The following is a 21695-nucleotide window of genomic DNA, read 5'->3' as shown; positions in this document are numbered from 1 at the left end:
CCGGCCGACACCGGCATGTCACACACCGCACCTAGCATGCGGTCCCTGTGACCTCCATCGAATCCTCCACGGCCGCCGCGCAGGGCGTGGCCGTCCAAGCCCGGCAGCTCAAGCGCATCCACGGCGAGCGCGCCGTGCTCCAGGACATCAGCCTGCAGATCGCGCCCGGCGAGGTGCTGGCCCTGCTGGGTCCTTCGGGCTGCGGCAAGACCACCCTGCTCAAGATCCTGGCCGGGCTGGAGCAGCCCAGCCGCGGCGAAGTCTGGATGGGCGGGCAGTGCGCGGCCAGCGCCTCGCAGTCCCTGCCGCCCGAGCGGCGCGAGCTGGGCCTGGTGCTCCAGGACCATGCGCTCTGGCCCCATATGAGCCTGCAGGCCAACGTGGCCTTCGCGCTGGAAATGCGCGGCCTGCCTCGCGCGCAGATCCACGAGCGGGTGCAGCAGACCCTGGGCCTGGTCGGGCTGCAGGGCATGGGCGAGCGCCTTCCCGGCAGCCTGTCGGGCGGCCAGCAGCAGCGTGCGGCGCTGGCCTGCGCCGTGGTGGAGCGCCCGCGCCTGGTGCTGCTGGACGAACCCCTGTCCGGCCTCGACGGCAACCTGCGCGAGCGCCTGTGCGAAGAAATTCCCCGGCTGCTGCGCAGCCTGGGTTGTACGGCCGTCTATGCGACGCAAGACCGCCAGCAGGCCTTCGCCGTCGCCGACCGCGTGGTCGTGATGGAGCACGGCCGCATCCTGCAACCGGGCAGCGCCCGGGGCCAGGCGCCGGCCCCCGTGCCTTGCGAGGCAGACCTATGGCCCATGGCCGGGCACCTGTGCAGCGCAGCATAGGAGGGGCGTAGCCGGTCTCGGTTCGGATGACGGTGAAAAAAGCACGGTCGTTCTAAATTCCTGCTTTTTTGGCTACACTGTGCCGCTACACGAACCGCCCACCAGGAGACCCGCCATGTCCGATCTGAATGCCGCCTTCGAGGCCGCCGTCAAGAACTCCACCTCGATCAGCGAGCGCCCCGACAACGCCACGCTGCTCAAGCTCTACGCGCTGTACAAGCAGGCCACCGAAGGCGACAACGAGGCCAAGAAGCCCAGCTTCACCGACATGGTCGGCCGCGCCAAGTGGGACGCCTGGGAAAAGCTCAAGGACACCTCGGCCGATGACGCCAAGCAGCAGTACATCGACCTGATCGAATCGCTGCGCTGATCAACACCACCACCGATCGCAGACACAGACAAGGCCCCGGACTCCGGGGCCTTGTCGTTTCCGGCCAGGCCACACCACACTATGTCAAAGAGTGGAGCGCTGGAAACTGGCGCGGCCCACCCCAGGGACACCGAGGAAGGGCAGCCCCGCACCGAGGGTGTCGTCCCCCTCAGGGGGAAGCGGCGCAGCCGCTCAGGGGGATCAATATTTGTTGGAAAAGTTCGCGCTGATGCGCTGGCGCAGGTACTCCGCGCCCGTGATGGGCGGGTACTTCTTTTGCGGGCCCTCGATCACCGCGTCCTCGTTGGCCTGGCAGAAGAAGGCCAGGCTGTAGCGCGCGCCCTGGTATTCATGGGGCAGGGGATTGCGCACGCGGTGGAAGTTGCTGGGCAGCTGGTCGTCGCTCCAGCGCGTGAGCATGTCGCCGATGTTGCAGGTGATCACGCCCTCCACGGGGTCCACGGGCGTCCATTGCTGGCCCTCCATCTCCTTGCCCGGCAGCACCTGCAGGCCGCCCTGGCCCGCGCGCTGGAACAGCAGGGTCAGGCAGTCGAAGTCGGTGTGGGCGCCTGCGCGCCACAGGCCCAGCTCGTCCTTGAGCGCGGGATCGACCGCGAAGTAATGCAGCATGCGCAGCGTGCTCTGGTAGGCGGGCACCGAAGGGTCGTGGGCGCGCGTGAAGAAATCCGCATCAAAGCCCAGCTTGTGCGCAAAGCACGACAGCAGCTGCATGCCCACCTGCCAGCACTGGCGCTCAAAGTCCAGCGTGGCCTGCTGAAAGCCCGGCTGCTCCTGCTGCGTGGGCCACAGGCCGGCCATGCGCGGGCGCGTCACCTGGTAGGACTCCTTCTGGTCGGGCGTGCGCGTGGAAGGCCGGATCTGCGCCTTGTGCTCCCAGCCCGCATTGCGCGACAGCGGCCACTGCGCCTTCACCTCGCGCGGCAGGGCGAACAACTGCTCTGCACGCCCGAAGGCCGCATCGATATCGGGCTGGGGAATGCCGTGGCCCGACACCTGGAAGAAGCCGATCTCCACCGAGGCCTGCCAGATCGCATCGGCGATCTCGGCCTTGCGGCGGTCGAAGTCGGAGATGTCGATCACCCGCACCTCCCGTGCGCGCGTCTCCTGCCCCTGGCCGCCCATGCGGGCCTCCTTGGCGAGTTCACCCAAGGCGTAATCTGAAGCCGGTGCCGAAGGCATGGTGGGGTTGGCAAGCATGTTCATGGTCTGTTTCCTTTGCCGCAAAGGCAGTGGCAAGGCACGCAGCGGCCGGCGCAAAAAGACACCGATCCCGCACGTCGCTCTTGAAGTGGCTGACAGGGCACAGGTCGCAGCCACGCCGCTCCCGCACCCGCTTCAAGAGCAATGACCCGCGCCGGCACAGGCCGGCAAGCTGAACGCTTCTACTCTTGCCAACCACCCAAGCAAACAGCGCGCCAGCCCGCGCAGGCCTGTTCAAGGCCACCTGCGTTCCATCGTGGTGCAAGAGGGCCGGGCAGCTTGGTGCACGCGCCGCATCGGAACCGTCTGGCACCAATCTGATGCATGCCCGCCGCGTCGAAAACCGGCGCGGCCCAGCCCAGTGACACCGAGGAAGGGCCGCCCCGCACCGAGGGTGTCGTCCCCCTCCCGCGAAGCGAGAGAGGGGGAAGGCGCGAAGCGACTCAGGGGGTGGTACGCACTTTGCATACAAGCATCGTTGAGTAGAAGCGTTCAGCACGCGCCCAGTGCGCGTTGCCCGGAAATTGCTCATGTCACGCCAGCCGCCCGGCCCCATGCCAGCGGCCGGTCCCCATGTTGATAGCGACTGAGAGTTCCACCATGCAACGCCGCCATTTCCTTGCCGCCGCCGCCCTTCCCGCTGCCAGTGCCGTGATGCCCGGTGCCTTCGCCCAGGGCAAGGCGCTGACACCGCTGAAGTTCACGCTGGACTTTCGCGTGACCTCGCAGACCGCGCCCTTTTTCGTGGCGCTGCAAAAGGGCTACTACCGCGACGAGGGGCTGGACGTGAGCATCGACGTGGGCTCGGGCTCGGTGGCATCCATCACGCGGGTGGCCAGCGGCGCCTACCAGCTGGGCCTGGGCGACATCAGCTCGCTGATCGAGTTCAACGCGCAGAACGCGGGCGCGGCGCGCGTGCAGGCCGTCTACCAGTACTACAACCGCGCGCCGTTCGCCATCATCGGCCGCAAGGACCGGGGCATCACGGGCGAGTTCGCCAGCCTCAAGGGCAAGAAGGTGGCCGCCGCCGCCGTGGAGTCCACGCGCCGCGTCTGGCCCCTGGTCGCGCAGCGCCAGAACCTGCCGGCCGACCTGTTCGCCTGGACCACGACGGAGTTCTCGGCGCGCGACAACGTGGTGGTGCGCGGCGATGTGGATGCGGCCACCTATTTCCATGACTCGGCCGTGTCGCTGTTCGCACGCATCAAGCCCGAGGAGCTGTCGGTGCTGCGCTACACCGATGCGGGCGTGCAGCTGTACGGCAATGCCATCCTGGCCTCCAGCGCTCTGGTGGCCGAGCAGCCGGCGCTGGTGGCGGGATTCCTGCGCGCCAGCAACCGCGCCCTCATCGAATGCCTGGCCCAGCCTGCGCTGGCCGTGGCCGCCGTGCGCCAGCGCGAGCCCATCCTGGATGAAAAGCTGGAACTGGCGCGCTGGGCCATCACCTCGCAATACCTGGCCGCGCCCGATACGCAGCGCCACGGCCTGGGCGACATCGACCCGCAGCTGCTGGCCCGACAGGCCGAGCAGGTCAGCCAGGCCTTCGGCCTGAAGGCACCCGTGTCGGCCGACGCGCTGTTCAACCGCAGCCTGCTGCCGCCGCTGGCCGCGCGCATGGCCAAGGCCTGAGGGAGTGCACATGGACCACGCCACCGTTTCACTGCCCCTTGAGGCCTCGCTCGACGAGCGCGACGGCCTGTACCTGCGCCGCGCCATCGCCATGGCCGACCGCGCGCGCCAGCGCGGCAACCGCCCTTTCGGCGCACTCATCGTGGCCGCCGATGGCCGCGTGCTGGCCGAGGCCTCCAACGCCAACGGCGAGAGCGGCGACTGCACGGCCCATGCCGAGCTGTCGGCCATCCGCCTGGCCAGCCCCCTGCATGACCGCGAGGCGCTGTCCGCAGCCACCTTGTATTCATCGGCCGAGCCCTGCGTGATGTGCGCGGGCGCCATCTTCTGGTCGGCCATAGGCCGCGTGGTCTACGGCATAGACGCCGTGCGCCTGCGCGAATTCCGCGGCGAGCGCCTGGACCAGAAGGACGCCGAGCTGTCCTGCCGCGATGTGTTCGCCGCCTCGTCCCACGCCATCGAATGCATAGGCCCGGCGCTGATCGGCGAGGCCGCCGCATCGCACCAGGGCGCCTGGAAAAGCTGACCCGGCCCCGTTCCGTCCCCACCGTTTCTTTTGACCACCAGAGAGGAAGCCCACCATGCAAAAACGACTGTTCCTGCACACCGTCCTGGCCCTGTCCGCCAGCGCCGGCCTGGCAACGGCCCATACACAGGCCCACGCGGCCACGCCGCTGAAGTTCCAGCTGGACTGGCGCTTCGAGGGGCCGGCCGCCTTCTTCCTGCAGCCGGTGGCCAAGGGCTACTTCAAGGACGCGGGCCTGGATGTCACGGTCGATGCCGGCAGCGGCTCGGGCGGCGTGGTGCAGCGCGTGGCCTCGGGCGCCTATGACCTGGGCTTTGCCGACATCGCGGCGCTGATGGAGTTCCAGGCCAACAACCCGGACATGCCCAACAAGCCCGTGGCCGTGATGATGGTCTACAACAACACGCCGGCCTCGGTGATGGCGCTCAAGAAAAGCGGCATCGCCAGGACGGCCGACCTCACCGGCAAGAAGCTGGGCGCGCCCGTGTTCGATGCGGGCCGCCGCGCCTTCCCGCTGTTCGCCAAGGCCAACCAGGTCGGCACCGTGCAGTGGACGGCCATGGACCCGCCGCTGCGCGAGACCATGCTGGTGCGCGGCGATGTGGATGCCATCACGGGCTTCACCTTCACCTCGCTGCTGAACCTGGAGGCGCGCGGCATCAAGGCCGCCGACGTGGTGGTCATGCCCTATGCGGACTTCGGCGTGAAGCTGTACGGCAACGCCATCATCGCCAGCCCGAAGCTGATCAAGGAGAACCCGGCCGCCATCAAGGCCTTCCTGCAGGCCTTCGCCAAGGGGGCCAAGGAAGTCATCGCCAACCCGGGCGCGGCCATTGCCTACGTGAAGGAGCGCGACGGCATCGTCAACACCCAGCTGGAGACGCGCCGCCTGCAACTGGCCATCGACACCGTGGTCAACAGCGCCGACGCGCGTGCCGAAGGCTTTGGCCAGGTCGTGCCCACACGGCTGTCGCTGATGGCGTCGCAGGTCTCCGATGTCTACGCCACCAAGACGCGCGTGAACCCGGCCGAGGTCTGGAACGGCAGCTTCCTGCCGTCTGCGGCCGAGCTGAACATCCTGCCCAAGAAGTGACGACAAAGTGATTGACACCGTGCGCGTGCGCCAGCGGGTGGCGCGCACGGCCCTTGCCTGCTGCCTGACATGAATTCCTCCACATCCCACGGCGATGACGACGCCTTCTTCGTCGAGTTCCGCGACGTCTGGCTTGCCTACAACGAGGAGCTGCTGCGCGCCAACCACTTCGCGGTCGAGGCCATCGACCTGCAGGTGCGGCGCGGCGAGTTCATCGCCATCGTCGGCCCCTCGGGCTGCGGCAAGTCCACCTTCATGAAGCTGACCACGGGGCTGAAGATGCCGTCCATGGGCCGCGTCATGGTCAACGGCGAGCGCGTGACCGGGCCGCTGAAGATCTCGGGCATGGCCTTCCAGGCGCCGTCGCTGCTGCCTTGGCGCACCACGGTGGACAACGTGCTGCTGCCGCTGGAGATCGTGGAGCCGCACCGCTCGCAGTTCCGCCAAAAGCGCAAGGAGTACGAGGCGCGTGCGCGCGCCCTGCTGCAGAAGGTGGGCCTGGGCGGCTACGAGGACAAGTACCCCTGGCAGCTGTCGGGCGGCATGCAGCAGCGCGCCAGCATCTGCCGCGCGCTGATCCACGAGCCCCAGATGCTGCTGCTGGACGAGCCCTTCGGCGCGCTGGACGCCTTCACGCGCGAGGAGCTGTGGTGCGTGCTGCGCGACCTGCAGGCCGAGCAGCGCTTCAACGTCATCCTGGTCACGCACGACCTGCGCGAGAGCGTCTTCCTGGCCGACACCGTGTACGTGATGAGCAAGAGCCCGGGCCGCTTCGTGGTGCGCCGCGACATCGAGCTGCCGCGCCCGCGCGAGCTGGAGCTGACCTACACGCGCGAATTCACCGACATCGTGCACGAGCTGCGCGGCCACATCGGCGCCATGCGCAAGACCGGCGCGGCCATCCAACAATAGAACGGGGGAGATTCACATGCACAAGAAATACGCGGAACGCTGGGCGCCCTGGGTGCTGCTGCTGGCGGTCATCCTGCTGTGGCAGGTCATCTGCTCGGCCTTCGAGGTCTCGGAATTCATCTTCCCCAGCCCCTGGGCCATCGGCCGGCAGCTGGCCGAGTTCAGCGGCATCATCGCCGCCCACGCCTGGCGCACCTACTGGGTGACGATGGCGGGCTTTGGCATCGCCATCGTGGTGGGCGTGCTGCTGGGCTTTCTGATCGGCTCCTCGCGCCTGGCCTATGCGGCGTTCTATCCGCTGATGACGGCCTTCAACGCGCTGCCCAAGGCGGCCTTCGTGCCCATCCTGGTGGTCTGGTTCGGCATCGGCGCGGGGCCGGCCATCCTCACGGCCTTCCTGATCAGCTTCTTTCCCATCATGGTCAACATCGCCACCGGCCTGGCCACGCTGGAGCCCGAGCTGGAGGATGTGCTGCGCGTGCTGGGCGCCCGGCGCTGGGACGTGCTGATCAAGGTCGGCCTGCCGCGCTCCATGCCCTACTTCTACGGCTCGCTGAAGGTGGCGATCACCCTGGCCTTCGTGGGCACCACGGTCAGCGAGATGACCGCGGCCAACGAAGGCATCGGCTACCTGCTAGTGTCGGCCGGCTCGTCCATGCAGATGGGCCTGGCCTTTGCCGGCCTGATCGTGGTGGGCGCCATGGCCATGGTGATGTACGAGCTGTTCAGCGCCATCGAAAAGCGCACCACGGGCTGGGCCCGGCGCGGCTCGCAGGGCGAGTGAAGGAGAATCCGGCCATGACGCCCGCACCCGCGACGACACCTTCCATGACGCCCCTGACCGACGAACAGGCGGCCCGCCAGCTGCGGCGCGCAGGCGCCGTGGCCGAGCGGGCCATGGCCATGGGCCGCCACCCCTTTGGCGCGCTGCTGCTGGCGCCCGATGGCGAGACCGTGCTGGCCGAGCAGGGCAACATCGACACGGTGAACCATGCGGAGTCCACGCTGGCGCGCACGGCGGCCGCCAACTATCCGGGCGCCTACCTGGCGCAGTGCACCCTGGTCACCACCTTCGAGCCCTGCGCCATGTGCACCGGAACCATCTACTGGGCCGGCATAGGCCGCGTGCTCTACGGCGCCGAGGAAACGGCGCTGCTGGCGCTGACGGGCAACCATCCCGAAAATCCCACGCTGTCCCTGCCTTGCCGCGAGGTCTTCGCGCGCGGGCAGCGCGCCGTGCAGGTCGTGGGGCCCGTGCCTGCGCTGCAGGAGGAGATGCTGGCGCCGCACCGGGGCTTCTGGCAACAGGGCTGAGCTGCCTGCGCGGGCGGCTCAACTGCGGCAGCCGGCCAGCGCGTCCAGGGGCTTCTGGTAGGTGGGGCTGGTCACGTCCAGCAGGCCCAGGGTGGTGTGGTAGAGGTTGTCGTGCGACAGCGGCGCGTCCAGCTGGCCGCGCACGCAGCGCTCTGACACGCCGGTGCGCTGGCCCAGGTTGCCCAGCCAGGCGATCATGGGAATGTGCTTTTGCTCGTCGGGCGCCATGGCGTAGGGCATGCCGTGCAGGTAGATGCCCATCTCGCCCAGCGACTCGCCGTGGTCGGACATGTAGACCATGCCGGTCTGGTAGCGCGATTGCTGGCGCGTCAGCCAGTCGATGGTCTGCGACAGGAAGTGGTCGTTGTAGCGGATGGAGTTGTCGTAGACATTGACCACCTGCTCGCGCGTGCAGCTGGACAGCGCATTGGTCAGGCATTCGGGCTGGAAGACCTTGGTCTCCGGCGTGGAGCGCTTGTAGTAGGCCGGCCCGTGGCTGCCCATCTGGTGCATGACCAGCACCACGCCGCGCTCGCGGCGCTCGCGCGGCAGGGCGGCGATGCGTTCGTCGATGCCGCTGAGCAGGATGCCGTCCAGGCATTCTCCATCGCTGGAGCACAGGGCCTTGCCGTCGGGCGTGTCCAGGCGGTCGGCGGTGCTGGCGTTGGGAATGCGGTCGCACACGCCCTTGCACCCGGCCTGGTTGTCCAGCCACAGCACGGCCAGGCCGGCGCTGTACAGCACGTCCACGAGGTTGTCGTAGTCCACCTTGCTCTTGTAGAAGCCGGTGCGGCCCAGGTGCGAGAACATGCAGGGCACGGATTCGCGCGTGCTGGTGCCGCAGGAGGTCACGTTGCTCCAGTTGAGCACCTGGCGCCTGGCCAGCTCGGGCGTGGTGTCGCGGGCATAGCCGTTCAGGCCCCAGTTGGCGGCGCGCGCCGTCTCGCCCACGACGATGACGAACAGCGGCGGCTTGCGCTCGGCCGCATAGGTGGCCCCCAGCGTTGCGCCGGCCGCGATGCTGGCGAAGGGGCGCTTGGGCCGCAGGATGGGCTTGAGCACCGCATCCAGCGAGGCCAGCACCGGGCTGACCGGATTGAGCATGTGGCGCATCCACAGGTTGTTGCGGACCACGGGCGCCAGCTCGCGGTACGAGACAAAGACCGAGGCCGCCAGCAGCAGCACCGAGGCGGCCAGCAGCGCCAGCGTGCGCAGCACGGTCTGCATGCCGCGGCGCGGGCGGATGACGCGCAGCCGCAGCAGCCAGGCCGTGGGCAGGCCGGCCACCAGCAGCAGCTGCAGCAGCAGCTGGGGGTTGAACAGGTCGCTGCTCTCGCGCAGGTCGGTCTGCAGGATGTTGTTGATCATGCCGCCGTCCATCACCGTGCCGTAGGCGGTCATGAAGTACTGGGCCGCGCCGGCAATCCAGGGCAGGGCAATCCACAGCGGCTTCATGCCGCGCGGCCAGGCCGTCAGCGACAGCAGCAGCAGCAGGCCGCCCAGGCCCAGGGGCAGCAGCCGCAGCACCAGGGCGGCCAAGCTGCCGTCATAGCCTTCCAGGTGGGGCAGGCGCCGCCACAGCGCCCAGTTGGCGGTGGCCAGCAGCCACAGCGCCAGCACCAGGGCCACGGCCTGGGGCGAGCGCGGTGCGGTCCAGGCCGTGCGCAGCCGTGCCGCGAGGCTGGCGGGGGCCGCCTGGGCAGGCTGGGCAGAAGATGGGGCCGGGGCTTGGCCGGTGCCGGAGGAGCCGGCAAAGGGGGGGCGGGCGAGCAGGCGTTCTGACATGGCCGCGAGCGTAGAATTCGCAGCTTAAGAACATCTGAACCCCGCGTTCAGACTCCGTTCAGCTTGAACCCCTGCCGCCCCCCCTTGCGCCACGCTTGTTCCGTCCGTATCCGGTGCGCATCCTGATGTGCGAAGGCCCAACCTCCCATGCGAATCCTGCTGGTCGAAGACGATGAGGCCCTGGCCCAGGCGGTGGGCAGCTATCTGCGCTCCAAGGCCTTTCTGATCGACAGCGTGCCCTCGCTGGCCCAGGCGCGCGCCTGCCTGGCCGGTGCCAGCTACGCGGCCGTGCTGCTGGACCTGCACCTGGCCGACGGTGACGGCCTGGCGCTCATGCCCACGCTGCGCCGGCTGGCGCAGCCTCCCGTCACCATCGTGCTGACGGCCCGCGACCAGGTCAGCGATCGCATCCGCGGGCTGGACGCGGGCGCCGACGACTATCTGGTCAAGCCCTACGACCCCGAGGAACTGCTGGCCCGCCTGCGCGCCGTGAGCCGGCGCGGCGGCGGCATGCAGGCCGGGCAGGACGCCGTGCTGCGCATGGGCACGCTGGAGATCGACCTGGCCCGTGAAATGGTGCGCGATGCCGGCCGCACCCTGCTGCTCACGCCCAAGGAATGGGCGCTGCTGCGCGTGCTCACGGCCCAGCCGCAGCGTGTGCACGCGCGCGAGCATCTGCTCGATGCGCTCTACGGCTTCGATGCCGAGGCCGACAGCAACACGCTGGAAGTGTTCATCAGCCGGCTGCGCCGCAAGCTCGGGCGCGACCGCATCCTGACCGTGCGCGGCACCGGCTACCGCCTGGCCCTCGAGCATGGATGAGCCGCAGCGCTACAGCCTGGCGCTGCCGCCCCGTCTGGCCGACCAGCTGGCCCGCGAGCTGACACTGGCCCTGGCCGCCGTCTGGCTGGCCTGCGTGCTGGCGCTGGCCTGGTATGTCAGCCACATCGTGCACCACAACTTCGACCAGGAAATGATCGACAGCGGCCACCGCCTGCTGGAGGTGGCCGTGCACCAGCTGGAACAGGAAGACCACTCGCGCGAGGGCGTGCAGCGCCCGCATGTGGCCTCGCAGCCGGGCGACGAGGCCGAGGATCTGGTCTACCAGCTGCAGGACGGCCGCGGCAACGTGCTGCTGCGCACCCAGGCCGCCCCCGTGGCGGCCTTTGCCGTGCCCATGCGCGAGGGCTTCTACGAGCGCGAGGGCTGGCGCATCTATGTGGTGGCCCATCCCCGGCAGCCGCTGTTCCTGATGCTGGCCGATCCCATGGTCGAGCGCAGCGAGGCGCTGCAGCGGGCGCTGCTGGCGCTGGGCTCGGTGATGGTGGTCATGCTCGCCCTCATGGGCTGGGCGCTGCGCGTGACCGCGCGGCGGCGCCTGCGCGTGCTGCGCGACATGCAGCTGCAGCTGAGCGAGCGCGGCGGCTCCAACCTGGAGCCGCTGGACCTGGACGCCATGCCGCGCGAGCTGTGGCGGCTGGGCCGGGGCATCAACCACCTGATGCAGCGCCTGTCGCATGCGCTGCAGGTGGAGCGCTCCATGGCTGCCAATGCGGCCCACGAGCTGCGCACGCCGCTGGCCGTGGCCACGCTGCGCCTGCAGACGGCCCTGGACCGTGGCGTGGACAACGCCGACGTGCGGGCCGCGCACGAGGCGCTGGAGCGGCTGAGCCAGCGCACGGAAAAGCTGCTGCAGCTGTCGCGCGCGGCCTCTGGCTCGGCGCTGGCGCAGGACGATGTGCGGCTGGACACGCTGGCCAGCATGGTGGCCTCCGAGTTCTGGCAGCAGGACGAATCCACCCAGCTGCGGCTGGATGTGGTGCTGCCCGAGCAGCCCTGCGGGCCGGTGGCGGGCGACGTGGACACGCTGGCCATTGCCTTGCGCAACCTGGTGGAGAACGCGCTGCGCTACAGCGATGGCTCGGAGGTGCTGCTCGAAGTCTGCGACAGCCATACCGTCCAGGTGCGCGACGAGGGGCCGGGCATGGACGCCGTGGCGCTGGGCACCGCGCGCGAGCGCCATGTGCGCCATGTGGACGATCTGCGCCTGCCCCAGGGCGCCGTGCGCGAACTGGCATCGCCGGGCTATGGCCTGGGCCTGTCCATCGTGTCCATGATCGTGGCCCAGCACGGCGGCAGCCTGCAGCTGCAGTCGCCACCGCCTGGCAGCTCCAGCGGCCTGCTGGCACGCATTCAGTTGCCGGGGCGCGATCCGTCCGCAGATTCCGACGCCCCGGCCTGAGCCGGGGCGCAGGCAGACGGCAGGGGCGCATCGGCCGGCATGTGCCTGCACAGCCTGGCGTTGCGCTGCGCTGCGGGCAGGGCGGCCAGCTGCCGCACCTCGGCATAGAAACGCTGCCAGCCCTGGATTGCCTCGTTGCCGGGCTGGGCCTGGGCCGGAGCTTGGGTCTTTGCTTGGGCCTGGGCCTGGTGCCACAGCGCGGTGAAGGCCGGCACCCAGTCGTCATAGGCGGCCAGCGCGCCGAAGCTGGCGTTGTTGGCATCGGCCACCCATTGGTCCAGCCGGGCCTGTTGGCGTTCGTAGAACTGGCGCTGCGCGTCGGTGGTCAGCAAGGCTGCATCGGCGCTGCGCCATTGCGCACGCAGCGCAGCGTAGTCGCTGCGCAGCTGCTGGTAGATCTGCGCCTTGGCCTGCTGCATGGCGGGGCCGCGCTGCTGCGGGTCCTGGTACAGCTGCTGCAGCGCCTGGCGCGTGCGCCCGGTCAGTGCCCGCCACTGCGTACGCCGCAGCTGGCTGGACTCCCAGCGCGCGCGGGCGGCTGGCCCGGCCTCGGTGGCCAGCCACAGCGTTGCGCCCAGGCGCTCCACGGTGGTGGCAAAGGATTCGTTGAAGGCGGTATCGCCGGCCACGTAGACCACCTGGTGGGCCAGCTCATGGAACAGCAGGCCGGCGAACTCGCCCTCGCCCCAGCCCACGAAGGTGTTGAGCAGCGGATCGCCCCCCAGCCAGTTCAGGTAGCCCAGCGTGGAATAGGCGGGCACGCCGTAGCTGCCGGACTCCAGGCCCTGGTCGGCCAGCAGCCGGGCCTGGGCTACGGCGTCTGCCTCGGAAAAGTAGCCCCGGTAGCCCACGCAGCCGGCCACGGGAAAGCACCAGCGGTGCAGCTCCAGGCTGTCGGGCGGCGCGGCCACCACGTTCCACACGGCAAAGGGCCGCTGCAGATCGGCGTAGCGGCGGTAGCTGGCGTTGTCGGGCAGGCCCAGCCGTTGCACGGCGAAGCTGCGCATGCGCTGGGCCGCAAGCAGGCGCTCGCGCAGCGCGGGTGCCAGGTTGTCGTCCTGCAGCCAGTCGTCAATGGGGCGGCTGGCCTGCAGCAGGTGTATCTGGCCGCGCAGGCTCTGCCAGTAATAGCCCAGGCCGTCGCCGCCGGCCCCCGTGCTGGCACAGCCGCCCAGCAGCAGGCCTATGCCCGCCAAAATCGCGGGCAGGCCGCGCCTGACTACACTCAAGCCTTCACGCACCCTTGGCCCCCTTGCTGCTTTCATGGACTTCTTCACGCTGGCGATCATTGTCTTCATCGCAATCTACCTTCTCAAGACGCAGGAGCAGCGCCGGCATACCCTGCTGCTGGCCCAGTATCTGGGGCGTTTCCAGATAGAGAAGCTGATGGGCGGCCTGATCGAAGGCTATCTACGCGCCCTGGGCGAGAACGACGAGCAGCGCCGCGCCCAGATCTGGACCGTGCTGGACAACACCGAAACCAGCCTGGTCGAGCAGTTCCAGCGCTTTGCCAAGGAAATGGCCTCGGCCGATCCGCAGCTCACGCGCGTGAGCACGCTGCCCGTGGCGCTGCCCTATCTGGACCGGCTGTTCCCGTCGTCCGGCTTCGATCTGCGCGAAGCCATGCAGCTGCATGCGCGCGGCATTGCCTCCGTGCGCGTGGCCGACAGCGCTACCGAGGAAGAACGCCGTGCGCGCGCCTTCATGATGACGGCCGAGCTGTTGCTCATGCAGTACACCTGTCATTGGTTTTGCAAATCGCGCGCCGTGGCATCCCTGCGGCTGGTCGCACGGCACAAGACGCCCTTCGAGCAAGTGCTTGCTTCGGTGAGTGACCAGACACGGCGCGACTACAGGCAGCTGATCGCCTGATCGCCCCCTCTGTGGCGGGGCGCCATGCCCCGCCATGCACAGCCCAGGCTGCGATTGACGCAGTGCGGCTTGCTGTCAAAAATGAACGCCATGACACAAGTGCTGAGCTCCATCGAGGCGCGGCTGGCGTCTCTCCCTGTTCCCGTGGCCGTGATCCTGCCGTCCGGCCAGCGCGCCGGTCCTGCGGATGCGCAGGTGGTGCTGCATTTCCAGTCCATGGCGGCCATGGCCAGCCTGGCGGCCGGGCAGATAGGGACACTGGGCAGTGCCATCGTGGAGGGGCTGGTACGCATCGATGGCCGCATGCGCGACGTGATGGCGGTGGCCGCCAGCCTGCTGCAATCCGATCCGGTGCGCGGCACATCGCACTGGTGGGTGCATGCCATGGCCCGCATGCGCTCCATGGCCGCGCACACACTGGCGCGCGACGCCCAGCAGATCCAGTTCCACTACGACATCTCCGACGACTTCTACGGCCTGTGGCTGGACCCGCGCCGCGTCTATTCCTGCGCCTACTTCCGCGATCCGCAGATGACGCTGGCCCAGGCCCAGGAGGCCAAGCTCGACCACATCTGCCGCAAGCTGGACCTGCGGCCCGGCGAGCGTTTCCTGGACATCGGCGCGGGCTGGGGCGCGCTGCTGCTGTGGGCGGCCGAGCATTACGGTGTCACGGCCACGGGCATCACGCTCTCGCACAACCAGCACCGCCATGTGCAGCAGCTGATTGCCGAGCGCGGCCTGCAGGGCAGGGTGGACATGCAACTGCTGGACTACCGCGCGCTGGCGCCCGGCCAGCCCTTCGACAAGATAGGCTCGGTGGGCATGTTCGAGCATGTGGGCCAGGCCCAGCTGCCCGAGTACTTCCAGACCGTGCACCGCCTGCTGCGCCCGGGCGGCATGGCGCTGATCCACGGCATCACCGCGGGCGGCGTGGACAACACCCAGCTGGGCGCGGGCATGGGCGAGTTCATCGACCGCTACATCTTCCCCGGCGGCGAGCTGATGCATGTGAGCCGCGTGCTGCACGACATGGGCCACAGCGGGCTGGAAATGGTGGACACGGAGAACCTGCGGCCCCACTACGCACGCACGCTGTGGAACTGGTCCGACGCATTGGAGGCCCAGCTGCCGCAGGCGCAGCGTATCCTTGAGCAGCATGCCGATGCCGAAGGTGCCGCCAAGGTGCTGCGCGCCTACCGGCTCTATCTGGCGGGTTGCGCCATGGGCTTCGAGCGCGGCTGGATCGCCCTGCACCAGATGCTGTGCACGCATCCCGACGGACGGCTGCAGTCGGGGTCCATGGTGGGAGCCCAATCGGACTATGCTTTCAACCGCGAGTACATGTACCGCTGAGTGCATGACACGCCACACAGAAAAAGGATAGCCATGCTCTACAAGTTCAAGTCCCGTGCCACGGCCGACGTCATCATGCTCGAATCCAACGGCCGCCAGGTCCTGGAGATCGTCGGCAAGACGCCCGGCGCCAGCGGCATCATCACCGTCCAGCAGATCCCGGCCGCCATCGATGCGCTGGAAGCCGCCGTGGCCGATGACGATGCCCGCCGCAAGGCCAACCAGGAAGAGGATGCGCAGGATGGCGACCAGGACAATGCCGCACCGGGCGCACGCGATGCCGTCAGCCTGCGCCAGCGCGCTGCGCCCATGATCGACATGCTGCGCCGCAGCGCCGCCGAGAACAGCGACGTCACCTGGTAAGCCGGCGGCCCCCGCTGGCCCGTCAGGCGTTGATGCCCTTCATGCCTTCCTCCGTATAGCGCTGCCCGGCCACGGGCAGCTCGTCGCTGGCGCGCCGCAGCTCGTCCAGCTCGCCGGGCGTCAGTGCCACGGACAGCGCGCCCAGGTTGTCCTGCAGATGGGCGATGCGCCGGGTGCCCGGAATGGGCACCACGTCCGGCCCCTGGGCCAGCAGCCAGGCCAGGGCGATCTGCGCAGGCGTGCTGCCCTTGTGCTGCGCCAGGGCCGATACGGCACCCACCAGGGCCTGGTTGGTGTCGATGTTGCCGGGCTGAAAGCGCGGCAGGCTGGCGCGGAAATCGCCCTGCTCGAAGGCCGTGCCGCCATGAAAGCGTCCCGTGAGAAAGCCGCGCCCCAGCGGCGAATAGGCCACCAGCCCCACGCCCAGCTCGCGGCAGGCGGGCAGCACCTCGTCCTCCACCTCGCGCGTCCACAGCGAATACTCGGTCTGCACCGCCGCCACCGGGTGCACGGCATGGGCGCGGCGCAGCGTGGCTGCGCTGACCTCGCACAGGCCGATGCGGGCGATCTTGCCTTCCTGCACCAGGCGCGCCAGCCCTTGCATGGTCTCTTCGATGGGCCGCGTGGCATCGACGCGGTGCACGTAGTACAGGTCGATGCGCTCCACGCCCAGGCGGCGCAGCGAGTCCTCGCAGCTTTGCCGCGCGTACTGCGCGCTGTTGTCGATGCTGCGCCGGTACTCCCCGGCCTTGCGCACGATGCCGAACTTGGTGGCGATCTTCACGCGCGGGCGGCGCGATGCCAGGAAGCGGCCGATCAGCTCCTCGTTGTGGTGCGGCCCGTAGACATCGGCCGTGTCCAGGAAGTCGATGCCGGCCTCCACGGCATGGTCCAGCGCCTGCAGCGCCAGGGCGTCGTCGCGCGGGCCATAGAACTCGCTCATGCCCATGCAGCCCAGGCCCAGGGCGGATACCTGCAGATCGTGGCCAAGTGTGCGTTGTTGCATTGCATATCCTCTTGCTGAAACAAGGGGCCAGTATGGTTTTCCGGGGTGGGCTTGCCTACTGAGAAAATCGCGCTTCGATCTTCCATTTCCGGAAAACATTTCCGCAAAGGCTCTCCGCAAGGGCTTTCCAGGAAAACCAAGGAGCACTTCATTGCAGTGGGACGACGCCCGCATCTTCCTGGCCATTGCCCGCTCCGGCAGCCTGAGCGGCGCCTCGGCCGCGCTGGGGCTGGGCGTGGCCACGGTCTCGCGCCGGCTGGACCGGCTGGAGTCCGCGCTGGCCATGCCGCTGTTCAGCCGCCACCAGAGCGGCTATCGGCTCACGGCCGACGGCCAGGCGTTGCTGGCCCCGGCCGAGACGCTGGAGCAGGCGGCCCAGGCCCTGGGCGATGCCGCGCACAGCCAGGCACAGGTGGCGGGCGTGGTGCGGCTGGCCACGGCGGAGAACCTGGCCAACCCGCTGATCGTGCCCTCGCTGGCGCAGTTGTTCGCGCGCCATCCGGGGCTGCGCGTGCAGCTGGTCAGCGGCGTGCAGACGCTGAACCTGCACCGGCGCGATGCCGACCTGGCCGTGCGCATGACCCAGCCCGAGGCCGGCCACGTCACGATCCGGCGCCTGGGAACGCTGGGTTTCGGCTTGTACGGATCGGCCGGCCATGTTGCTGGCCGCGCTGGCCGAAGCGGCCCGGACCCCTTCGAAGGCGACGCCTTCATCGGCTGGGACGACAGCCATGCCCACCTGCCCGCCGCACGCTGGATGGCGCGCGCCCTGCGCGGGCGTCCCTGCCGGCTGGAGACCAACACCCTGTCCGCGCAGCTGGCCGCGGCCCAGGCGGGCCTGGGCCTGGCCGTGCTGCCGCATTTCCTGGCGCGGCAGGCGGGGCTGGTCTGCGTGGAGCCGCAGCTGGGCGCCGATCAGCCCATCTGGCTTGCCATGCATGCCGACCTTGCCCATTCGCGGCGGGTGCGGGCCGTGGCGGACCACCTCGTTGAACTGTTCGAGCGGCGGCATGCCGAACTCGAAGGCCCGGCCTGAGCCGCAGCAGGGGCCGCGCGCCGTGTTAAACACGCACGCAGATTGCGAGAAAGAAAGGACTTCCATGCACCGCCTCCGTCATTCCTCCCGATTCCTGCCCTGGCTGGGCGCGCTGGCCGCCACGCTGGCGCTGGCCGCCTGCGCCGACAGGCCCAAGGCGCCCACCGGCCCGCAGGCGCCCCCGGGAGCGGCGGCGGCCGTGTATTCGCTGCTGTTTCTGGACAACGCCTCCAACCTCGGCCCCAAGGCGGCGGCCTACTGCATAGGCAACGGCCGTGGATGGGCGCTGCTGGACCCCGATGCCGGCACGCTGGCCCTGCTCAGCGGCCAGAGCCAGGTGCGGCCGGCTTCGGCCTGCGACGTGGGCAAGGGCGGCGAGCAGGTGCTGGACCGGGCCAGCGGCCGGCCGGCGCTGATGTTCGGCGTCGAGCTTGTGCACTGCACGGCCTCGGGATCGCAATGCCTGATGCGCGGCAGCTACTACGAAGGTCCCGGCAACACGCAGAGCAACCTCTACAACGCAAGCCAGCGCGGCGGCAGCTGGCAGGCCGTGATGGCGCTGCGCGGGCCGGCGCCCTGAACCCTGCATCGCCGCTGTCGCGCCGTCCCCGCCAACGAAAAAGCCCGGCCGAAGCCGGGCTTGATCGTGGTTGCAACTGGGCGATCCGTCGCGGTGGTGGTCCTCGGGATCAGTCGGCGTAGGTGCCGGCTGCCTTGATGACCTTGCCCCACTTCTCGATCTCGGCCTGGACGAACTTCTTGTGGCCTTCGGGTTCGATGCGGCCGTCGCTGGCGATCACGGCGCCCAGGGCTTCCTGGCGCTTGATGAACTCGGGGTCCTTGAGGGCGGCCTTCATGGCCTCGTTGACCTTCTTGACGACGTCGGCCGGCGTGCCCTTGGGCGCGTACAGGCCGTGCCAGATGGTGACCTGGAAGTCGGGCACGCCCACTTCGGCCAGCGTCGGCAGGTCCTTCAGTGCGGGCATGACCAGGCGCTTGGGCGTGGTCACGGCATAGGCCTGGACCTTCTTGGCCGTGATCTGGCCCGTGGTGTTGGTGGTCTGGTCGCACAGCAGGTCGACCTGGTTGCCGATCAGGTCGGCGATGGCCGGCGCGGCGCCCTTGTAGGGCACGGGCGTCATTTCGGTCTTCATGGCCGCCTGCAGCATCAGGCCGCACAGGTGGGAGGCGGAACCGATGCCGGCATTGGCCAGGTTGACCTTGCCCTGGTTCTTGCCGATCCAGTCCTTGACCTCGGCGAAGTTCTTGGCCGGCAGGCTGGGGCGGCCGATCAGGGTCATGGGCACGTCGTTGATGATGCCGGCGTACTCGAAGTCGTTGAGCACGTTGAACGACAGCTTGCGGTACAGCGACGGGATCGTGGACATGCCGATGTGGTTGATCAGCAGCGTGTAGCCGTCAGGGCGGGCACGTGCAGCCTTGGCCGTGCCGATGGTGCTGCCGGCGCCGTCGGCGTTGTCCACCACGATGGTGGCATTGTTCAGATGCTTGCGCATGGACTCGGCCAGATCGCGGGCCACCTTGTCGGTCGGGCCGCCTGCGGTGAACGGCACGATGAGGGTGATCGTCTTGCCTGCGGCAGGATAGTCCTGCGCATGAGCGCCAATGGCTGCGCCGGCTGCCAGGGCGATGGCTGCGATCTTGAACAATGCTTTCATAGTGTCTCCAGGTGAATGGCGTGCAAATGATAGGGGGCGATGCGTTTTCGCCCTAAAGGGCAAACACGCAAAAGAAACCGAATGCACGAGGAGACGAATTTTAAGAATTGTTTCTATTGCGCCGCAGCAGATTCCCTTGCCATTGATCTAGTGCAAACCCTTGGAGGCTTGACAGGCGTCATGTTTTCAGGGATTGCGCCGGCTGCGCGGCCACCGTCCCCGCGCCTCGGTGGCTACTTGTACGACCTCGCGTCTTCGATCACCTTGCCGTCATTGGGCAGGGTGCCCGGCAGCACCATCTGCACGTCGCCGCGCAGCTTGGTCACTTCGCGCACCGCGTCGGACAGCTGCTGGGCCAGGCCCGGCGAGGTCTCGCGGGTTTCGACCAGCAACTGCATCTGGTCATTGGCCATCTCGCCCGTGACCACCAGCCTTGCGCGCCCCACCTGCGGAAAGCGGCGCACGACGTCGGCAATCTGGCCCGGGTGCACGAACATGCCGCGCACCTTGGTGGTCTGGTCGGCGCGTCCCATCCAGCCCTTGATGCGTGCGTTGGTGCGGCCCGTGGGGCACTGGCCGGGCAGCACGGCAGAGAGGTCGCCCGTGCCGAAGCGGATCAGCGGGTAGTCGGGGTTGAAGGTGGTGATCACCAGTTCGCCCACCTCGCCGGGCGCCACGGGGTCGCCCGTGCCGGGGCGCACGATCTCGACGATGACCTGCTCGTCCAGCACCAGGCCTTCGCGCGCTTCGGTCTCGTAGGCGATCAGGCCCAGGTCGGCCGTGGCGTAGCACTGGTAGCCCGCGATGCCGCGATCGGCCAGCCAGTCGCGCAGCGAGGGCGGAAAGGCCTCTCCCGAGACCATGGCCTTGGTCACGGACGGGATGGGCAGGCCCATCTCCACGGACTTTTCCACAATGATCTTGAGGAAGCTGGGCGTGCCCACGTAGCCGGCGGGACGCAGGTCGGCCATGGCCTGCACCTGCTGCTCGGTCTGGCCCGTGCCGCCTGCGAACACCGTGCAGCCCAGCGCATGGGCGCCGCTTTCCATCATCGAGCCCGCGGGCACGAAGTGGTAGCTGAAGCAGTTGTGCACCAGCTCGCCGGGCCGAAAGCCAGAGGCATGCAGCGCGCGCGCCATGCGCCAGTAGTCGGGGCGGCGGCTCTCGGGCTCGTAGATGGGGCCGGGGCTGCAGAACAGGCGCGGCATGGGCTGGCCCAGGCCGATGGCGTTGAAGCCGCCGAAGATCTGCGCGGGCCGCTGCTCGGCCTGGCGCTGCAGCAGCTCGTACTTGCGCGTCACCGGCAGGCGGGCCAGGGCCTCGCGGCTGGTGATCTGCGCGGCGTCGACGCCGTCCAGGATCCGGGCGAAGGCAGCCGACTGTTGCTGCGCATGGGCGATCTGTCGGGGCAGGGCGGCCAGCAGCGCCGCTTCGCGTTCGTCAGGGGTGCGCGTCTCCAGCGCGTCGTAGAAGGCACTCATGGCTAGTCCTGTGGAAGAAGGGTCTGGGGCAGGGGCTGGGAAATGTCCGCCGGTCAGGCCAGCCAGCGTTTTCTGCGCTTGTAGCTTTTCACGTCCTTGAAACTCTTGCGCTCGCCGCCGCCCACGCCCAGGTAGAACTCCTTGACGTCCTCGTTGCTGGCCAGGTCCGAGGCTGCGCCGTCCATGACGATGCGGCCGCTTTCCATGATGTAGCCGTAGTCCGAGTACTTGAGCGCCATGTTGGTGTTCTGCTCGGCCAGCAGGAAGGTGACCTTTTCCTTGCTGTTGAGGTCGCGGACGATGTTGAACACCTCCTCGACGATCTGCGGGGCCAGGCCCATCGAGGGTTCGTCCAGCAGCACCATGCGCGGATTGGCCATCAGCGCGCGGCCGATGGCGCACATCTGCTGCTCGCCGCCCGAGGTGTAGGCGGCCTGCGAGGTGCGGCGCGTCTTCAGGCGCGGAAAGTAGTTGTAGACCTTCTCGAGGTTGGCCGCGATCTCGCCCTTGTCGGTGCGCGTGTAGCTGCCGGTCATGAGGTTTTCCTCGATGGTCAGGTGGGCGAAGCAGTGCCGCCCCTCCATGACCTGGACCACGCCGCGCTGCACCAGCTCGGAGGGCGTGAGGCTTTCGATGCGCTCGCCCTCCAGCTCGATCGTGCCCTTGGTCACCTCGCCGCGCTCGCCCTTGAGCAGGTTGGAGATGGCGCGCAGCGTCGTGGTCTTGCCCGCGCCGTTGCCGCCCAGGATGGCCACGATGCTCTCGCGCGGCACCTGGAGCGAAACGCCCTTGAGCACCAGGATCACATGGTTGTAGATGACTTCGATGCCATTGACCACGAGCAGCGGATCGCTGGCGGCCGGGGCGGAGGTGGGTGCGGTGGTCATGGCGTCGTCCATGGGCGTTGATACGAAAGCGGAGTGCGGGGCCGCAACTCTCGAAGCATCTCTGCGCGGGGCATGCCCCAACTCAGGGACACCGAGGAA

The 21695-nt window shown here is 68.6% G+C and carries 22 protein-coding genes; 15 read left to right on the top strand and 7 right to left on the bottom strand.

Annotated features, from left to right (window positions below; all coding sequences use genetic code 11):
* Nucleotides 1-47 precede the first annotated feature (47 nt).
* Both DTS01S_RS01315 and DTS01S_RS01310 read left to right on the top strand, forming a co-directional pair.
* Nucleotides 48-827, top strand: a complete 780-nt coding sequence (locus DTS01S_RS01315) for an ABC transporter ATP-binding protein (RefSeq protein ID WP_017407671.1) — start codon at nucleotides 48-50, stop codon at nucleotides 825-827.
* Between the two features lie 115 nt (nucleotides 828-942).
* A complete protein-coding gene (locus tag DTS01S_RS01310) occupies nucleotides 943-1197 on the top strand; it encodes an acyl-CoA-binding protein (RefSeq protein ID WP_012203065.1) in 255 nt (84 codons plus the stop codon).
* A gap of 201 nt (nucleotides 1198-1398) precedes the next feature.
* Here the strand turns inward: DTS01S_RS01310 and DTS01S_RS01305 are convergent, their stop codons facing one another.
* A complete protein-coding gene (locus DTS01S_RS01305; RefSeq protein WP_061287199.1) occupies nucleotides 1399-2421 on the bottom strand; it encodes an isopenicillin N synthase family dioxygenase in 1023 nt (340 codons plus the stop codon).
* 597 nt (nucleotides 2422-3018) lie between these two features.
* On the opposite strand from DTS01S_RS01305, the gene DTS01S_RS01300 reads away from it, so the two are divergent.
* The 6 genes from DTS01S_RS01300 (at nucleotide 3019) to DTS01S_RS01275 (ending at nucleotide 7892) form a co-directional block, all read left to right on the top strand.
* Nucleotides 3019-4047 carry an ABC transporter substrate-binding protein gene (locus tag DTS01S_RS01300; RefSeq protein WP_016446613.1) on the top strand — a complete coding sequence of 343 codons (1029 nt, stop codon included), beginning with the start codon at nucleotides 3019-3021 and terminating at the stop codon, nucleotides 4045-4047.
* 10 nt (nucleotides 4048-4057) lie between these two features.
* Nucleotides 4058-4573 (top strand): nucleoside deaminase, encoded by a 516-nt coding sequence (locus DTS01S_RS01295; protein ID WP_012203068.1) that lies wholly within the window; start codon nucleotides 4058-4060, stop codon nucleotides 4571-4573.
* Nucleotides 4574-4628: 55 nt separating this feature from the next.
* Nucleotides 4629-5666 (top strand): ABC transporter substrate-binding protein, encoded by a 1038-nt coding sequence (locus DTS01S_RS01290; protein ID WP_017406666.1) that lies wholly within the window; start codon nucleotides 4629-4631, stop codon nucleotides 5664-5666.
* Between the two features lie 69 nt (nucleotides 5667-5735).
* On the top strand, nucleotides 5736-6578 hold the full coding sequence (locus DTS01S_RS01285; RefSeq protein ID WP_017406667.1) for an ABC transporter ATP-binding protein: 843 nt from the start codon (nucleotides 5736-5738) through the stop codon (nucleotides 6576-6578).
* Between the two features lie 16 nt (nucleotides 6579-6594).
* Complete coding sequence (locus DTS01S_RS01280; RefSeq protein WP_012203071.1) at nucleotides 6595-7362, top strand: ABC transporter permease; 768 nt, start codon at nucleotides 6595-6597, stop codon at nucleotides 7360-7362.
* A 14-nt stretch (nucleotides 7363-7376) separates the two neighbouring features.
* Nucleotides 7377-7892: a nucleoside deaminase gene (locus tag DTS01S_RS01275; protein WP_026062716.1), complete on the top strand. Its 516-nt coding sequence runs from the start codon at nucleotides 7377-7379 to the stop codon at nucleotides 7890-7892.
* Nucleotides 7893-7910: 18 nt separating this feature from the next.
* Here the strand turns inward: DTS01S_RS01275 and DTS01S_RS01270 are convergent, their stop codons facing one another.
* The gene (locus DTS01S_RS01270) at nucleotides 7911-9677 is read right to left on the bottom strand and encodes a phosphoethanolamine transferase (RefSeq protein WP_016451929.1); all 1767 of its coding nucleotides are present in this window, start codon (nucleotides 9675-9677) and stop codon (nucleotides 7911-7913) included.
* A 147-nt stretch (nucleotides 9678-9824) separates the two neighbouring features.
* Between DTS01S_RS01270 and DTS01S_RS01265 the strand changes: the two genes are divergently transcribed.
* Both DTS01S_RS01265 and DTS01S_RS01260 read left to right on the top strand, forming a co-directional pair.
* A complete protein-coding gene (locus DTS01S_RS01265; RefSeq protein WP_016446608.1) occupies nucleotides 9825-10499 on the top strand; it encodes a response regulator in 675 nt (224 codons plus the stop codon).
* Nucleotides 10492-11919 (top strand): ATP-binding protein, encoded by a 1428-nt coding sequence (locus DTS01S_RS01260; RefSeq protein WP_061287197.1) that lies wholly within the window; start codon nucleotides 10492-10494, stop codon nucleotides 11917-11919. Before DTS01S_RS01265 ends, DTS01S_RS01260 begins: the two co-directional genes overlap by 8 nt.
* Here DTS01S_RS01260 and DTS01S_RS01255 read toward each other — a convergent pair.
* Nucleotides 11871-13160, bottom strand: a complete 1290-nt coding sequence (locus DTS01S_RS01255; protein ID WP_061287195.1) for an aminopeptidase — start codon at nucleotides 13158-13160, stop codon at nucleotides 11871-11873. The two genes, DTS01S_RS01260 and DTS01S_RS01255, sit on opposite strands and share 49 nt — an antisense overlap.
* Before the next feature lie 22 nt (nucleotides 13161-13182).
* On the opposite strand from DTS01S_RS01255, the gene DTS01S_RS01250 reads away from it, so the two are divergent.
* Genes DTS01S_RS01250 through DTS01S_RS01240 form a run of 3 tightly spaced genes read left to right on the top strand, consistent with a single transcriptional unit; the run spans nucleotide 13183 to nucleotide 15507 of the window.
* A complete protein-coding gene (locus DTS01S_RS01250; RefSeq protein WP_016446605.1) occupies nucleotides 13183-13791 on the top strand; it encodes a hypothetical protein in 609 nt (202 codons plus the stop codon).
* A 24-nt stretch (nucleotides 13792-13815) separates the two neighbouring features.
* A complete protein-coding gene (locus DTS01S_RS01245) occupies nucleotides 13816-15144 on the top strand; it encodes a class I SAM-dependent methyltransferase (RefSeq protein ID WP_016446604.1) in 1329 nt (442 codons plus the stop codon).
* A 33-nt stretch (nucleotides 15145-15177) separates the two neighbouring features.
* Entirely contained in the window at nucleotides 15178-15507 is a 330-nt protein-coding gene (locus DTS01S_RS01240; protein WP_016446603.1) for a DUF1840 domain-containing protein, read from the top strand.
* A gap of 22 nt (nucleotides 15508-15529) precedes the next feature.
* Here DTS01S_RS01240 and DTS01S_RS01235 read toward each other — a convergent pair whose 3' ends face one another.
* Entirely contained in the window at nucleotides 15530-16513 is a 984-nt protein-coding gene (locus DTS01S_RS01235) for an aldo/keto reductase (protein WP_061287193.1), read from the bottom strand.
* Nucleotides 16514-16664: 151 nt separating this feature from the next.
* On the opposite strand from DTS01S_RS01235, the gene DTS01S_RS01230 reads away from it, so the two are divergent.
* Together DTS01S_RS01230 and DTS01S_RS01225 are read left to right on the top strand one after the other, a co-directional pair.
* The gene (locus tag DTS01S_RS01230; RefSeq protein ID WP_061287191.1) at nucleotides 16665-17549 is read left to right on the top strand and encodes a LysR family transcriptional regulator; all 885 of its coding nucleotides are present in this window, start codon (nucleotides 16665-16667) and stop codon (nucleotides 17547-17549) included.
* A gap of 64 nt (nucleotides 17550-17613) precedes the next feature.
* The gene (locus tag DTS01S_RS01225; protein WP_016446600.1) at nucleotides 17614-18129 is read left to right on the top strand and encodes a hypothetical protein; all 516 of its coding nucleotides are present in this window, start codon (nucleotides 17614-17616) and stop codon (nucleotides 18127-18129) included.
* 109 nt (nucleotides 18130-18238) lie between these two features.
* Here DTS01S_RS01225 and DTS01S_RS01220 read toward each other — a convergent pair whose 3' ends face one another.
* From DTS01S_RS01220 to DTS01S_RS01210, 3 genes are all read right to left on the bottom strand, one after another.
* Nucleotides 18239-19228, bottom strand: coding sequence for a tripartite tricarboxylate transporter substrate-binding protein (locus DTS01S_RS01220; protein ID WP_016446599.1), 990 nt, complete (start codon nucleotides 19226-19228; stop codon nucleotides 18239-18241).
* Nucleotides 19229-19461: 233 nt separating this feature from the next.
* A complete protein-coding gene (locus DTS01S_RS01215) occupies nucleotides 19462-20709 on the bottom strand; it encodes a phenylacetate--CoA ligase family protein (RefSeq protein ID WP_017406675.1) in 1248 nt (415 codons plus the stop codon).
* A 53-nt stretch (nucleotides 20710-20762) separates the two neighbouring features.
* Nucleotides 20763-21596, bottom strand: coding sequence for an ABC transporter ATP-binding protein (locus DTS01S_RS01210; protein ID WP_016446597.1), 834 nt, complete (start codon nucleotides 21594-21596; stop codon nucleotides 20763-20765).
* Nucleotides 21597-21695 lie beyond the last annotated feature (99 nt).

This window comes from Delftia tsuruhatensis NBRC 16741, from assembly GCF_001571325.1.
GTDB lineage: Bacteria > Pseudomonadota > Gammaproteobacteria > Burkholderiales > Burkholderiaceae_C > Comamonas > Comamonas tsuruhatensis.
The sequence above is the reverse complement of the archived record's forward strand: the minus strand, read 5'-3'. Positions and strand labels throughout refer to the sequence as shown.